The sequence below is a fragment of the Thauera sp. genome (assembly GCF_047601425.1).
Lineage (GTDB): Bacteria > Pseudomonadota > Gammaproteobacteria > Burkholderiales > Rhodocyclaceae > Thauera.
Map to the genome: position 1 here is coordinate 1,926,213 of NZ_JASGJL010000001.1, position 14,321 is coordinate 1,940,533.

A 14,321-nucleotide genomic window follows, 5' to 3' on the forward strand; every position below is an offset into this window, starting at 1 on the left:
CATCCATCAAAGGAGACAGAAATGGCCCGCATGAGAGCAGTCGATGCCGCAGCCGCGGTGATGCGCAAGGAAGGCGTGAGCACCGTGTTCGGTGTGCCCGGCGCCGCGATCAACCCGCTGTACTCGGCGATGAAGAAGAACGGCGGCTTCCAGCACGTTCTCGGTCGCCACGTCGAAGGCGCTTCGCACATGGCAGAGGGCTACACCCGTGCCAAGGCGGGCAACATCGGCGTCTGCATCGGCACCTCGGGCCCCGCCGGCACCGACATGATCACCGGCCTGTACTCCGCCTCGGCCGATTCGATCCCCATCCTTTGCATCACCGGCCAGGCGCCGCGCGCCCGGCTGTACAAGGAAGATTTCCAGGCGGTGGACATCGAGTCGATCGCCAAGCCGGTGACCAAGTGGGCGGTGACGGTGCGCGAGCCGGCGCTGGTGCCGCGCGTGTTCCAGCAGGCGTTCCACGTCATGCGCTCCGGCCGCCCCGGCCCGGTGCTGATCGACCTGCCCTTCGACGTGCAGATGGCCGAGATCGAATTCGACATCGACACCTACGAACCGCTGCCGGCGTACAAGCCCGCCGCCACCCGCGCCCAGGCCGAGAAGGCGATGGAGATGCTCAACGCCGCCGAGCGCCCGCTGATCGTCGCCGGCGGCGGCGTGCATAACGCCGACGCCGCTGCCCGCCTGCAGGAGTTCGCCGAACTCACCGGCGTGCCGGTGATCCCGACGCTGATGGGCTGGGGCAGCGTGCCCGACGACCATCCGCTGATGGCGGGCATGGTCGGCCTGCAGACCGCCCACCGCTACGGCAACGCGACCATGCTGGCGTCCGACTTCGTCATCGGCATCGGCAATCGCTGGGCCAACCGCCACACCGGCTCGGTCGAGGTCTATACCGAAGGCCGCAAGTTCGTCCATATCGACATCGAGCCGACCCAGATCGGCCGCGTCTTCGGCCCCGACTACGGCATCGTCTCCGACGCCGGCGCGGCACTCGACCGCCTGCTGGAAGTGGCACGCGAGATGAAGGCCGCCGGCACGCTGCGCGACCGCAGCGCCTGGGTCGCCGACTGCCAGGAACGCAAGCGCACGCTGCTGCGCAAGACGCACTTCGACAACGTGCCGATGAAGCCGCAGCGGGTGTACGAGGAGATGAACCAGGCTTTCGGCAAGGACACCTGCTACGTCAGCACGATCGGCCTGTCGCAGATCGCCGCCGCACAGTTCCTGCATGTGTACAAGCCGCGCCACTGGATCAACTGCGGCCAGGCCGGCCCGCTGGGCTGGACCATCCCCGCCGCGCTGGGCGTCTGCGCCGCCGATCCGCAGCGCAAGGTGGTGGCGATCTCGGGCGACTACGACTTCCAGTTCATGATCGAGGAACTGGCGGTGGGCGCGCAGTTCAACCTCCCCTACATCCACGTCCTGGTCAACAATGCCTACCTCGGCCTGATCCGCCAGTCGCAGCGCGGCTTCGACATGGACTACTGCGTGCAGCTCGCCTTCGACAACATCAACGCGCCGGAGACCGAAGGCTATGGCGTCGATCACGTCGCCGTGGTCGAAGGCCTGGGCTGCAAGGCGATCCGCGTGCGCAAGCCGGAGGACGTCGGCCCCGCCTTCGCCCAGGCCCAGCAGTTGATGCAGGAGTTCCGCGTGCCGGTGGTGGTCGAGATCATCCTCGAGCGGGTGACCAACATCTCGATGGGTACCGAGATCAACGCCATCAACGAATTCGAGGAACTGGCCGAGCGCGGCGAAGACGCCCCGACCGCCATTTCGATGCTCGATTGAGTAAGCTCGCCGGGCCGTCCCAGGACGGCCATGCGCGCCCTCTTGCGGGGGGCGTCCGCGCACGAGCCCCCACGACCGACAATAGGAGAACACGACGATGCCAAGATTCGCCGCCAACCTGACCATGCTGTTCAATGAAGTCCCGTTCCTCGAGCGTTTCGAGGCTGCCGCTCAGGCTGGCTTCAAGGGCGTGGAATACCTCTTCCCCTACGCCTTCGACAAGGAGGCGCTGGCCGAGCAGCTGCAGAAGCACGGCCTCGTGCAGGTGCTGCACAACCTGCCGGCGGGGAACTGGGAAGGCGGCGAGCGCGGCATCGCCTGCCATCCGGACCGCGTCGGCGAGTTCCAGGACGGCGTCGGCCGTGCGATCGAATACGCCACCGCGCTCGGCTGCAAGCAGATCAACTGCCTGGCCGGCATCACGCCGGCCGGCGCCGACGCCGGCAAGGTGCACGAGACCCTGGTGAGCAACCTGCGCTTCGCCGCCGGCAAGCTCGGCGAAGCCGGCATCCGCCTGCTGGTCGAGCCGATCAACACCTTCGACATTCCCGGCTTCCACGTGAATGGCACCGCGCAGGCGATCGCGCTGCTCGACGAGGTCGGCTCGGACAACATCTTCCTGCAGCACGACATCTACCACATGCAGCGCATGGAGGGCGAACTGGCCAACACCATCGCCCGCCAGCTGCCGCGCATCGCCCACATGCAGATCGCCGACAACCCTGGCCGCAACGAGCCGGGCACTGGCGAGATCAACTACGCCTGGCTGTTCCGCTTCATCGACGGCCTCGGCTACGACGGCTGGATCGGCTGCGAATACAAGCCGGCTGCCGGCACCCGCGAAGGCCTGGGCTGGATCGAGGCGCTGGCGCGCTGACGCATACATGCACCGAACACGACAAATATCAGGAGACGACATCATGGCGAACATCGGCTTCATCGGCCTCGGCATCATGGGCACCCCCATGGCCGCCAATCTCATCAAGGGCGGCCACACGGTCTACGCCCAATCCCGCAGCGGCGTGCCCGCCCAACTGCTCGAAGCGGGCGCCAAGCCGTGCGCCAACGCGGCCGAGGTCGCGCGCCAGGCCGACATCATCATCACCATGGTGCCGGACACGCCGCACGTCGAAGAAGCGCTGTTCGGCGCCGATGGCGTCGCCGCCGGACTGTCGAAGGGCAAGATCGTGGTCGACATGAGCTCGATCGCGCCAGTCGCGACCAAGGATTTCGCCAAGCGCATCAACGCGCTCGGCTGCGAATACCTCGACGCGCCGGTGTCGGGCGGCGAAGTCGGCGCCAAGGCCGCCAGCCTGACGATCATGGTCGGCGGCAGCGAAGCCGCCTTCGAGAAGGTCAAGCCGATCTTCGAGCTGATGGGCAAGAACATCACCCTGGTCGGCGACAACGGCGCCGGCCAGATCACCAAGGTCGCCAACCAGATCATCGTCGCGCTGAACATCGAGGCCGTCGGCGAGGCCCTGGTGCTGGCCGCCAAGGCCGGCGCCGACCCTGCCAAGGTGCGCCAGGCGCTGATGGGCGGCTTCGCCAACTCGCGCATCCTCGAAGTGCATGGCGAACGCATGGTCAAGCGCACCTTCGACCCCGGCTTCCGCATCGAACTGCACCAGAAGGATCTGAACCTGGCGCTGACCACCGCCCGCGAACTCGGCGTGTCGCTGCCCAACACCGCGACGGCGCAGGCCCTGTTCAACGCCTGCACGGCACACGGCGGCGCCAAGTGGGATCACTCCGGCATGGTGCGCGCGCTGGAGAAAATGGCCAATTTCGAAATCGGCCAGTGATCCGGACAATAAGCACAGGCTTATCGGCCAAGCCCATCAACAACTGATAATCACGAAGTACCGGCACAGACCGGCACCCGGGCGGCGGACGCTCTCCCTCCCCTCTTGCGTCCGCCGCCCACCCACCGAAGGAGATCACGATGCGCCATCTCGCCATCGAAGTCGGCTCGTTCCGCTTCGTTGCCCGCATGGAGGAAGAGGCCGCACCCAAGACCTGCGCCGCCTTCCTCGAACTGCTGCCTTTCTCGAACCAGGTCATCCACTCGCGCTGGAGCGGTGAAGCGGTATGGGTGCCGCTTGGTGAGTTCGATACCGGAGTCGGCTTCGAGAACCATACCAGCCACCCCTCGCGCGGCGACATCCTGCTGTATCCGGGCGGTTTCTCGGAAACGGAGATCCTGTTCGCCTACGGCAGCAGCTGCTTCGCCAGCAAGATGGGGCAACTCGCCGGCAACCACTTCCTGACCGTGGTCGAAGGCACCGATCAACTCTATGAAATGGGCCGCACCGTGCTGTGGAAAGGCGCGCAGTGGATCCGTTTCACCGACCTCGGCGAGCGCTGACCATGAAGCCCACACACATCCTGTCCCTGGAAGACGCCAGGCGCATCGCCATCGCCGCGGAAGCCGAAGCCCGCGACAAGGGCTGGTCGGTCAGCATCGCGATCTGCGACGCCGGCGGCCACGCGCTGTGGCTGCAGCGCATGGACGGCGCACCGCTGATGAGCGCCGCCGTCGCCCCGGAAAAGGCCCGAACCTGCGTGCTCAGCGGCAAGCCGAGCAAAACCTACGAAGACATGGTCAACAACGGCCGCTTCGCTGCCCTCGCCATGCCGGTGGTGCCACTCGAAGGCGGCGAGCCGATCGTCATCGACGGCAACATCATCGGTGCCGTCGGCGTGTCCGGCGTCAAGGCCGGCGAAGATGCCCAGGTTGCCCGCGCAGGCGTGGCCGCCCTCATTGCACATCAGGGAGATGCAGCATGAAACGCGAACGCAGCGCCCGCATCCTGGCCACCCTCGGCCCCGCCAGCTCCAGCCGCGAACAGATCCGCGCCCTGGCCGAGGCCGGCGCCGACGTCTTCCGCCTGAACTTCAGCCACGGCAGCCACGAGGACCACGCCGAACGCTATCGGACGATCCGCGAGGTCGAGCAGGAAGTCGGCCGCCCGATCGGCGTGCTGATGGACCTGCAAGGCCCCAAGCTGCGCGTCGGCCGCTTCGCCGAAGGCAAGATCACGCTCGCCGCCGGTGCGGCCTTCCGCCTCGACCTCGACCCGGCCGCCGGCGATGCCAGCCGCGCCAACCTGCCCCATCCCGAGATCTTCGCCGCGCTCGAAGCCGGCACCGAACTGCTGCTCGACGACGGCAAGCTGCGCCTGCGCGTCGATGCCTTCAGCGCCGACTTCGCCGAAACGACCGTGCTGGTCGGCGGCGTGCTGTCGGACCGCAAGGGCGTCAATGTGCCCGGCGTGGTACTGCCGATCTCGCCGCTGACCACCAAGGACCTCGCCGATCTCGACTTCGGCCTGTCGCTGGGCGTCGATTGGGTGGCGCTATCCTTCGTGCAGCGCGCGGAAGACCTGCGCGAGGCGCGCGAGATCATCGGCGACCGGGCCTGGATCATGGCCAAGCTGGAAAAGCCTGCAGCCATCGACCAGCTCGAACCGATCGTCGCGCTGGCCGACGGCATCATGGTGGCGCGCGGCGACCTCGGCGTGGAGCTGCCGCCGCAACAGGTGCCGGTACTGCAGCGGCGCATCGTGCGGGCCTCCCGCGCTGCCGGCAAGCCGGTGGTGGTCGCCACGCAGATGCTCGAATCGATGATCACCTCGCCGGTGCCTACACGCGCCGAAGCCTCGGACGTCGCCACCGCGATCTACGACGGCGCCGACGCGGTGATGCTGTCGGCCGAATCGGCCTCCGGCCAGTATCCGCTCGAAGCAGTCGGCATCATGCACCGCATCATCTGTGAGGTGGAACACGACCCCGCCTGGCGCGCCGGCCTGGAGGCCAGCCACACTCCAGCCGAATCGAACACGCCGGATGCGATCTGCTGCGCCCTTCGCCGCGTCACCGGCCTGCTCGGCGCGGCAGCCACCGTGGCCTATACCACCTCCGGTTTCAGCGCCCTGCGCGCCAGCCGCGAACGCCCGGTGGCGCCCATCCTCGCACTGACGCCGCAACTGGCGACCGCGCGCCGGCTGGCGCTGGTGTGGGGCGTGCATGCGGTACCGTTCGAGGAAGTGCATGACGTCACCGAAATGGTCGAGCACGCTGCCAACGCCGCCGTCAGCAACGGCTTCGCCAAGCCGGGTGACGACGTCGTGATCATCGCCGGCATCCCCTTCGGCCGCAGCGGCACCACCAACCTGCTGCACGTGGCGCGCATCCCGCGCTGACGAAGCGCTTTCGCGCCTTGAAGAGCGCCCTGCCCGCCGCCCTGTCCCTGCAGGCGACGGGCAGGCCGCCGGCTGTCCTGTCAGCCCGACAAAGCTCCACAGGCCGTGCGCCATTCGTGCGCAAGCCGTGCCATCAGCTCCGGCGCCGGCAACTCCCTCGCCGCAGCAACCCCCTGGCCAGCCCACAACGAAAGATAGTCCGCTCGCCCCCGAGCCGCGGCCACGCGACGCAAGGCGCCAGTAAGAGCGTTCTGGATGGGGTATTCGGGCACGCTGGCTTCATCGCACACAAGCCGCTCCATCATCGCATTGACGATGCCGCGCGCCGAACGGCCGGAATAGATGCGCGTCACGCGCGTATCCGTGGCCCTGGCACACGCCATGGCCTCACGCTGCGCCGAGGTGACGGCGGACTCGGGGCAGGCAAGAAAAGCCGTGCCCATCTGCACCGCCTGTGCGCCCAGCGCCTGCGCCGCGGCGATGCCGCGCCCGTCCATGATGCCGCCCGCGGCGATCACCGGAATGGACAGCGCATCCACGCACTGCGGCACCAGCGCCATGGTGCCGATCATGCTGGCGGCGAAATCCTCCGCCGACGGCTGCCCGCTCCCGTCCGTCATTCCACTCCGCGGCAGGAAAGTGCCGCGATGGCCGCCCGCCTCCATGCCAGACACACACACCGCATCCGCGCCCACTGCCTGCCATGCCAGCGCCTCGGCCGGCGTGGTCGCGGTACCGATCACAACGCTGCCGGCCTCGTCCCTCAGGCGCCGCACCTGGGCGGCATCGAGGATGCCGAAAGTGAAGCTCGCGACAACCGGGCGGGCGGCGATCAAGGCCTCGAACTGCGCGCCGAAATCCTCGCACCAGCGCTCCGGCGGTTCAGGCTCGAGGCCGAATTCGGCATACAGCGGTGCAAGCCGCGCCATTGCCGCCTGGACGACAGCGGGATCGGGCGAAGGAGTGGGCAGCACGAACAGATTCATGCCGAAGGGCTTGGCGGTGGCTGCACGCACCGCAGCGGCAGCTTCTGCCATCGCCGCGGGCGAACGCATGCCGCAGCCGAGCATGCCGAGCCCACCCGCTTGCGAGACGGCGGCAGCCAAACGGGGCGTATCGGCGCCGGCCATCGGCCCCTGGATGATGGGCAGCTCGATGCCCAGGCGTTGCAGCAGCGAATTCATGGGCCAGGTTCCATGCAAATGAATCGGACGGAGAGTGTCTGCGGGAGTGTGGCACGATTCTTCAGGGCTCATATGGGCCCAAGACCTGCAGACGCCTCTCGATGGCGCTCTCACGCTACTTGCGATCATCCCTGAGCTTCTCAAGAACCGCCTGCGCACCTGAATCGATCCCGCCCGGCTCATCAGGATGGCCACCTGGGGCCACTTCTGCCGGTTGCATTGCCTGCGAAAAGCATGATGGCCACGAAGGAAACGGGGGGCAAACGCCCCCCGGAATGGTATTCGCCGCCCCGCCCGAACCCCGCCGCTTCCCTGGCCGTGCTTCAGCCCCCCAGTCCGACCGGAGCGGGGGCAATGTTCACGATGCGGGAAAACAGTGCCGCATACTCGCCCGCCGCACCTTGCCACGGATTGTCGTTGGCAAGGAAAGCGGCGTCGATAGCGGCCCAGTCGTCGGCGGTGAGATGCTTTTTTGCGAGCGGAAAGATCATCCGCTCTTCCATGTTCATGTGTTGCCATTCGTGCTCGACATACGTCTTCAGCACGGCCTGAAAATCTGCCAGGCCAGCCGCGCCGCCCTGGCGCCAGGTGTTGAGCGCGGCGCGCAAGGCGACGATACGTGCATCCCCCTGGCGGTGCTCCTGTTCCAGATGCTCGATGATCGGCAGCGCCTCGTCGCTGCGCAGGCGCAGCAGGGCGAACAGGTAGGCGTCTTCCTTCGGGTGGTGGACCTTCTCCGGCACCTTGTCGATGTACTCGATCATCGAGGCCATCAGCTCGAAATCGGGCTGCAGCCGCCCGGCTTCGATCGCGGAGACCAGTGTGCGCAGGCCGCTCAGCATTGCCGCCAGAGCACGGTGCTCGTCGTGGATGACGTCGAGAGATGCGTATTTCATGTTCGGATTCCTTGCAAATGCAATCCGTGACTCAGACACCGAGGTGCTTCTGGATCAGCTCCGGCTGCGCGCGGATTTCGTCGCTGCTGCCGTCGAACACCACTTGCCCTTTCACCAGGATCATTGCCCGGTCGCAGATGCTGGTCACCGCGGCGTGGTTCTTGTTGACGATGACGGTGGCGATGCCGGTCTTGCGGATTTCCTTGACGATGCGCCAGATTTCCATCGCGATCAGCGGTGCGAGTCCTTCCGTGGCCTCGTCGAGGATCAGCAGGTCGGGGTTGGTCATCAGCGCGCGGCCGATGGTCAGCATCTGCTGCTCGCCGCCAGACAACTGCCAGCCGCCGTTGTTGATGCGCTCGCCCAGGCGCGGGAAGGTTTCCATCACGCGCTCGAAGGTCCATTCGCGGCGGCCGTCGACACCGGCACGCGCCGACATCAGCAGGTTCTCGCGCACCGTCAGGCTCTTGAAGATGCCGCGGCCCTCGGGCACGTAGGCGATGCCCTGTTGCGCGGTCTGGTAGGTGCGGGCCCTGGTGTAGTCGTCACCGCGCACCAGCACCCTGCCGTGGCGGGGACGGACCAGGCCCAGCATGCTCTTGATCAGCGTCGACTTGCCCATGCCGTTGCGCCCCATCAGCGCGATGCCCTCGCCTTCCTCGATGTGGAAGTCGATGCCATGCAGGATGTGGCTGGCACCGTAGTAGGTGTGGATCTCCTTGGCTTCGAGCAGCATGTTAGACATGGAAGCTGTCCTCCGTACCCAGATAGGCCTGCTGGACGGCCACGCTGGCCTTGATCTGCTCCGGCGGACCGCACTCCAGCAATTGCCCGTTGACCATCACGGTGATCATGTCCGCGACCGCGAACACCGCATCCATGTCGTGCTCCACCAGCAGGATTCCGCGCGTCTGGCGCAGGCGCTTGAGCACGGCGACCATGCTCGCGGATTCCTCCGAGCCCATGCCGGCCAGCGGCTCGTCGAGCAGCAGGACCTGGGCGTCGGTCGCGAGCACCATGGCGATCTCGAGCTGGCGCTGCTCGCCGTGGCTGAGCGTGCCCGCATTCCAGTTGACACGGCGGCCCAGGCCGGCGTCTTCGATGCAGGCGCGGGCCTTCTCCAGCGCCCATTTCGCCTCCATCGCCTTGCTGAAGATGCGCCAGGGCTGCTGGCGACGCGACTGCGCGGCGAGGCGGACGTTCTCGAGCACGGAGAACTGCGGGAAGATGTTGGTGCGCTGATAGCTGCGCCCGATCCCCACCTGCGAGCGCTGCGCCGCCGTCAATGCGGTGATGTCCTTGCCGCAGTAGAAGATCTTCCCCTCCGAGGGCGGCAGGTCGCCCGACAGCATGTTGATGCAGGTCGATTTGCCCGCGCCGTTGGGGCCCAGCAGCACGTGGATCATGCCGCGCTCCAGGGTCACGTCGAGGTCCTGGTTCGCGACCAGGCCGCCGAAGCGCCGTGTCAGCTTCTCCGCCTTCAGCAGGGTTTCCTTGCGGACGGGTTCGTTCATTTGGCATTTCCTCCCTGCAGCGCACGCTTGATCCGCCCGGGCACGCCGGCCAGGCCGCCCGGCAGGAACAGCACCACCGCGACGATCACGCCGCCCATCAGCAACTGCCAGTACTTGGTCACGTCGGCGAACACTTCGCGCATCGCCTCGAAGGCGAAGGCGCCGGCGATCGCGCCGCCGAGGTTGCCCATGCCGCCAAGAATGACCATCAGCAGCACGTTGCCCGATTCGTGCCACGACAGCAGTTCGGGGGTGACGAAGCCGAACAGCACGGCATAGAGGAAACCCGCCAGTCCGCCCAGGCCGCCGGCCAGGGTGAAGGCGCCGAGCTTGTAGCGGAAGGTGAAGTAGCCGAGCGACTGCATGCGGTGCTCGTTGCTCTTGATGCCGTACAGGGCGCGCCCGAACGGCGACTTCAGGATCCGGGCGAGAAACAGGTAGGCCAGCACCGTCATCACCAGGATGAAATAGAACATGTGCACTTCGTCGCCGAGATCGAACGGCTCCCAGTCGAAGATCGCCGCCGACGGCCGGCTGTTCAGGTACATGCCGTCCGAGCCCCCGCCCAGCGGGGTGTCGTGGAAGACGAAGTAGGCCATCTGCGCGAATGCCAGCGTCACCATGATGAAATAGATGCTCTTGGTGCGCAGCACGAACAGCCCGATCACGAACGCGGCGAGCGCCGACAGGCCGATGGAAGCCGGCAGCACCCACCACAGGCTCTGGGCGTCATGGCCGGGGCTCAGCAAGGCCACCGCATAGGCGGCGATGCCGAAGTACGCGGCATGGCCGAAGCTGACGAGGCCGGTGAAACCCACCAGCAGGTCGAGGCTCATGGCGAAGATCGCCATCACCAGCACCTTGCCGACGATTTCGATGTAGAACGACTCGCCCGACAGGGGCACACAGGCGATGGCGGCGACGACGGCCAGCCTGAGGATCAGGGAAACATGCGTGTTCATGGTTTCAGCCCTTCTTCAGGATGCCTTCGGGGCGCCACAGCAGCACCACGGCCATCACCACATACACGACGATGCCGGACAGCTCGGGGATCAGCACCTTGCCGAAGGTGTCGGCAAAACCCACGATCAGCGCCGCGATCAGCGCGCCCCATACCGAGCCGATGCCGCCGATGACGACGATCACGAAGGAGATGATCAGCACGTGGCTGCCCATGTTCGGGAACACCGACGAGATCGGCGCCGCCAGCATGCCGGCCAGCGCCGCCAGGGCCAGGCCCAGGGCGAAGACGATGCGGTAGATCATGTCGATGTTGATGCCGAGCGACTCGACCATCGTGCGGTCGTCGTTGCCGGCGCGGATCATCATGCCCAGCCGGGTGCGCTGGATGACGTAGTACAGGGCCACCGCCAGCACGATGCAGACCACGGAGATGGCCAGCCGATAGACCGGGTAGCTCATCACCTCGGTGAGCTGGATCGACGCGTCGAGGAAGGACGGGATGGCGACGCCATGCACGTCGTCGCCCACCAGCAGGCTGCGCAACTGCTCGAAGATCAGGATCAGGCCGTAGGTCAGCAGGACCTGCTCGAGGTGGTCGCGCTTGTACAGGTGGGAAAACAGCGCCCATTCCAGGAAGGCGCCAAAGGCGAGCGCCAGCGGAATGCCCAGCAGGACGGCGAACACCAGGCTGCCCGTGGCGCTGGTGAGCACGAAGGCGAGATAGGCGCCGATCATGTAGAAGCTGCCGTGCGCCAGGTTGATGATGCCCATGATGCCGAACACCAGCGTCAGCCCGCTTGCCACCAGGAAGAGCAGCAAGCCGTACTGCAGCGAGTTCAGCATCTGGATCAGGAAGCTTGCGAAATCCATGACTGTCCCCTGCCCGGCAGGCCGAAGCCTGCCGGGCCGACAAGATCTGTGGGAAGGATGCGGAGAGAGGGGGCTTACATCTTGCAGCCGCGCGCCGGATCTTCCAGGCCGCGGGTGGCGACCTCGATCACGACGTTGCCGCCCGCCTTGACTTCACGCATGTAGATGTCCTGGATGGGGTTGTGGGCACGGGACAGCGTGAAGGTGCCGCGCGGGCTTTCGATCTTCGCCGCTTCGATGCCCTTGATCACGGCTTCCTTCTGCTTCGGGTCGCCGCCCGCCGCCTTCAGGCCGGCGTCGAACATCTGCGCCGCATCGTAGCCCTGCACGGCGTAGACGTCGGGCTGGCCCTTGTAGGCCGCCTGGTACCGGGTGCGGAACGCGACGTCCTTGGCATTGTCGAGGCCGTCGGCATAGTGCAGCGTGGTCATCAGGCCTTCGCCGGCACCGCCCATGGCGTCGAGGTTGCCGTCGGTCAGGAAACCCGGGCCGTAGAGCGGCACGTTGTTCTTGAGGCCCGCTGCGGCGTAGTCGCTGACGAACTTGGCCGCGCCCGCGCCGGCAAAGAACACGAACACGGCATCGGGCTTGAGCGAGGCGATCTCGGTCAGGAAGGGCTGGAATTCGACGTTCGGAAAAGGCAGCGTCATTTCCTTGACGACCTTGCCGCCGCTCTTCTCGAAGGCTTCCTTGAAACCGGCGACCGATTCCTCGCCGAACGAATATTTCCAGGTCACGGTGGCGACGTTCTTGATGCCCTTCTTCGTCAGTGCCTCGCCCATCGCGTACGACGGCTGCCAGGCCGAGAACGACGAGCGGAACACATAGGGCGAGCACAGCGGGCCGGTGATGTCGTTGGCGCCCGCGTTGGGCACGATCATCAGCGTCCTGGTATCGCGCGCCACTTTCGCCATCGCCAGCGCGACGCCGGAATGGACCGTGCCGATCAGCACATCGACCTTGTCGCGCGACACCAGCTTCTTGGCGTTTTCGGTCGCCTTCGCCGGATTCGATTCATCGTCCACCACCGCGTATTCGACCTCGAGGCCGCCGAGCTTGCCGCCGTTCTCCGCCACATACTGCTTGAAGCCGTTGGTGATGGCGTTGCCCAGCGAGGCATAGGTGCCGGTGTAGGGCAGCATCAGGCCGACCTTGATCTTGTCCGCCGCATGCGCGCCGCCCATGCAGGCAGCGGCGATTGCGAAACCCAGCACGGCGCGGCCGGCGATCCTGACTGTCTTTTTCATGACTCCTCCTTCTTCTTTGTCTGTATTCGGGTGGGGAATGCGGTCGGCTGAGCCATGAAAGGCGCCGCTTCGTCTCCTCGGGGTTCCTGCACCACGCGCTCCACCGCAACGGTGTGAGGCGCAGATTACGGGCAGCGGAGGGGGCGCAATATCCACTTCCTGCACAACAGCTATCCGCTTTGTGCACGCAGGAATGGCGTGCAGGGATTGGATATCGATACTGCAGGAAGTGGATATTTCACGCCCCTGCTCATCCCTAGGATGCGGTCTCCATGCAGCACACAACAATGGAGACTCAGGCGATGATCACCACGGAATATCTGGACTCGCTGGTCCAGAAGGACAAGGACAAAGGAATTTTCCGCTGCAAGCGGGAGATGTTCACCAACAAGGAATTGTTCGAGCTCGAGATGGAACACATCTTCGAGGGCAGCTGGATCTATCTCGCCCACGAAAGCCAGTTGCCGAGCATCAACGACTACTACACGACCAAGATCGGCCGCCAGCCGGTGTTCATCACCCGCAACAAGAACGGCGAACTCAACTGCTTCATCAACTCCTGCGCGCACCGCGGCGCCACGCTGGCGCGCTTCAAGCACGGCAACAAGAGCAGCTTCACCTGCCCTTTCCACGGCTGGACCTTCAACAACTCGGGCAAGCTGCTGAAGATCAAGGACCCCACCGACACCGGCTACCCCGAGAGCTTCAACTGCAACGGCTCGCACGACCTGAAGAAGATCGCGCGCTTCGACTCCTACCGCGGCTTCCTGTTCGGCAGCGTGAATCCTGACGTGCAGCCGCTCGAGGACTTCCTCGGCGAGACGAAGACCATCATCGACATGATCGTCGACCAGTCGCCCGAAGGCCTGGAAGTGCTGCGCGGCGCCTCGACCTACGTCTTCGAGGGCAACTGGAAGCTGCAGGCCGAAAACGGCGCCGACGGCTACCACGTCACCGCCACGCACTGGAACTACGCCGCGACCCAGGCGCAGCGCAAGAGCCGCGACAGCGGCGACGACATCAAGGCGATGAGCGCCGGCGGCTGGGCCAAGCGCGGCGGCGGCTCGTATTCGTTCGAGAACGGCCACATCCTGCTGTGGACGCGCTGGGACAACCCCGAAGACCGCCCGCTGATGGAACAGCGCGACCGCCTGGTGGCGGAATTCGGCGAAGCGAAGGCCGACTGGATGATCGGCAATTCGCGCAACCTGTGCCTGTACCCGAACGTGTACCTGATGGACCAGTTCAGCTCGCAGATCCGCGTGTTCCGCCCGCTCGACGTCAATCGCACCGAAGTCACCATCTACTGCATCGCCCCCAAGGGCGAATCGCCGGAAGCCCGCGCCCGCCGCATCCGCCAGTACGAGGACTTCTTCAACGCCTCCGGCATGGCCACGCCCGACGACCTCGAGGAATTCCGCGCCTGCCAGGAAGGCTTCCTCGGCCGCTCGCTCGAATGGAACGACATGTCCCGCGGCGCGACGCACTGGATCGCAGGGCCGGACGACGAAGCCGACAAGATCGGCCTCAAGCCCGTGCTGTCGGGCGTCAAGACCGAGGACGAAGGCCTCTACGTCACCCAGCACAGCTACTGGCTCGAACAAATGCACAAAGCGGCCGCGGCCAAGTGAGCGAACGCCAACCG

14 protein-coding genes are annotated in these 14,321 nt (G+C 65.9%); 7 read left to right on the forward strand and 7 right to left on the reverse strand.

The genetic code is table 11. From position 1 onward, the window contains the following. Window positions 1–21: 21 nt before the first annotated feature. The 6 genes from gcl to pyk all read left to right on the forward strand — a co-directional run bounded on the left by gcl (window position 22) and on the right by pyk (window position 6,002). Window positions 22–1,797, forward strand: coding sequence for a glyoxylate carboligase (gcl, locus tag QM748_RS09485; RefSeq protein WP_415246743.1), 1,776 nt, complete (start codon window positions 22–24; stop codon window positions 1,795–1,797). Between the two features lie 97 nt (window positions 1,798–1,894). After that, window positions 1,895–2,674 carry a hydroxypyruvate isomerase gene (hyi, locus tag QM748_RS09490; RefSeq protein WP_415246744.1) on the forward strand — a complete coding sequence of 260 codons (780 nt, stop codon included), beginning with the start codon at window positions 1,895–1,897 and terminating at the stop codon, window positions 2,672–2,674. A gap of 7 nt (window positions 2,675–2,681) precedes the next feature. After that, window positions 2,682–3,602, forward strand: a complete 921-nt coding sequence (locus QM748_RS09495; RefSeq protein WP_415246745.1) for a 2-hydroxy-3-oxopropionate reductase — start codon at window positions 2,682–2,684, stop codon at window positions 3,600–3,602. A gap of 140 nt (window positions 3,603–3,742) precedes the next feature. Further along, window positions 3,743–4,165, forward strand: coding sequence for a DUF3830 family protein (locus tag QM748_RS09500; protein WP_415246746.1), 423 nt, complete (start codon window positions 3,743–3,745; stop codon window positions 4,163–4,165). A 2-nt stretch (window positions 4,166–4,167) separates the two neighbouring features. After that, a complete protein-coding gene (locus tag QM748_RS09505) occupies window positions 4,168–4,587 on the forward strand; it encodes a GlcG/HbpS family heme-binding protein (RefSeq protein WP_415246747.1) in 420 nt (139 codons plus the stop codon). Further along, window positions 4,584–6,002, forward strand: a complete 1,419-nt coding sequence (gene pyk / locus QM748_RS09510; RefSeq protein ID WP_415246748.1) for a pyruvate kinase — start codon at window positions 4,584–4,586, stop codon at window positions 6,000–6,002. Before QM748_RS09505 ends, pyk begins: the two co-directional genes overlap by 4 nt. Before the next feature lie 80 nt (window positions 6,003–6,082). On the opposite strand, the gene QM748_RS09515 is transcribed toward pyk, so the two are convergent. The 7 genes from QM748_RS09515 to QM748_RS09545 form a co-directional block, all read right to left on the reverse strand. Beyond that, window positions 6,083–7,186 (reverse strand): NAD(P)H-dependent flavin oxidoreductase, encoded by a 1,104-nt coding sequence (locus tag QM748_RS09515; RefSeq protein ID WP_415246749.1) that lies wholly within the window; start codon window positions 7,184–7,186, stop codon window positions 6,083–6,085. A gap of 323 nt (window positions 7,187–7,509) precedes the next feature. Further along, the gene (locus QM748_RS09520; protein WP_415246750.1) at window positions 7,510–8,082 is read right to left on the reverse strand and encodes a hemerythrin domain-containing protein; all 573 of its coding nucleotides are present in this window, start codon (window positions 8,080–8,082) and stop codon (window positions 7,510–7,512) included. Window positions 8,083–8,113: 31 nt separating this feature from the next. After that, on the reverse strand, window positions 8,114–8,827 hold the full coding sequence (locus tag QM748_RS09525; protein ID WP_415246751.1) for an ABC transporter ATP-binding protein: 714 nt from the start codon (window positions 8,825–8,827) through the stop codon (window positions 8,114–8,116). Then, on the reverse strand, window positions 8,820–9,596 hold the full coding sequence (locus QM748_RS09530) for an ABC transporter ATP-binding protein (RefSeq protein WP_415246752.1): 777 nt from the start codon (window positions 9,594–9,596) through the stop codon (window positions 8,820–8,822). The genes QM748_RS09525 and QM748_RS09530 overlap by 8 nt, the downstream gene beginning before the upstream one ends. Continuing rightward, complete coding sequence (locus QM748_RS09535; RefSeq protein ID WP_415246753.1) at window positions 9,593–10,558, reverse strand: branched-chain amino acid ABC transporter permease; 966 nt, start codon at window positions 10,556–10,558, stop codon at window positions 9,593–9,595. The genes QM748_RS09530 and QM748_RS09535 overlap by 4 nt, the downstream gene beginning before the upstream one ends. A 4-nt stretch (window positions 10,559–10,562) precedes the next feature. Then, window positions 10,563–11,429 carry a branched-chain amino acid ABC transporter permease gene (locus tag QM748_RS09540; protein ID WP_415246754.1) on the reverse strand — a complete coding sequence of 289 codons (867 nt, stop codon included), beginning with the start codon at window positions 11,427–11,429 and terminating at the stop codon, window positions 10,563–10,565. Between the two features lie 74 nt (window positions 11,430–11,503). Further along, window positions 11,504–12,676, reverse strand: coding sequence for an ABC transporter substrate-binding protein (locus tag QM748_RS09545; RefSeq protein ID WP_415246755.1), 1,173 nt, complete (start codon window positions 12,674–12,676; stop codon window positions 11,504–11,506). A 302-nt stretch (window positions 12,677–12,978) separates the two neighbouring features. Between QM748_RS09545 and benA the strand changes: the two genes are divergently transcribed. After that, complete coding sequence (gene benA, locus QM748_RS09550) at window positions 12,979–14,307, forward strand: benzoate 1,2-dioxygenase large subunit (protein WP_415246756.1); 1,329 nt, start codon at window positions 12,979–12,981, stop codon at window positions 14,305–14,307. The last annotated feature ends 14 nt before the right edge of the window (window positions 14,308–14,321 follow it).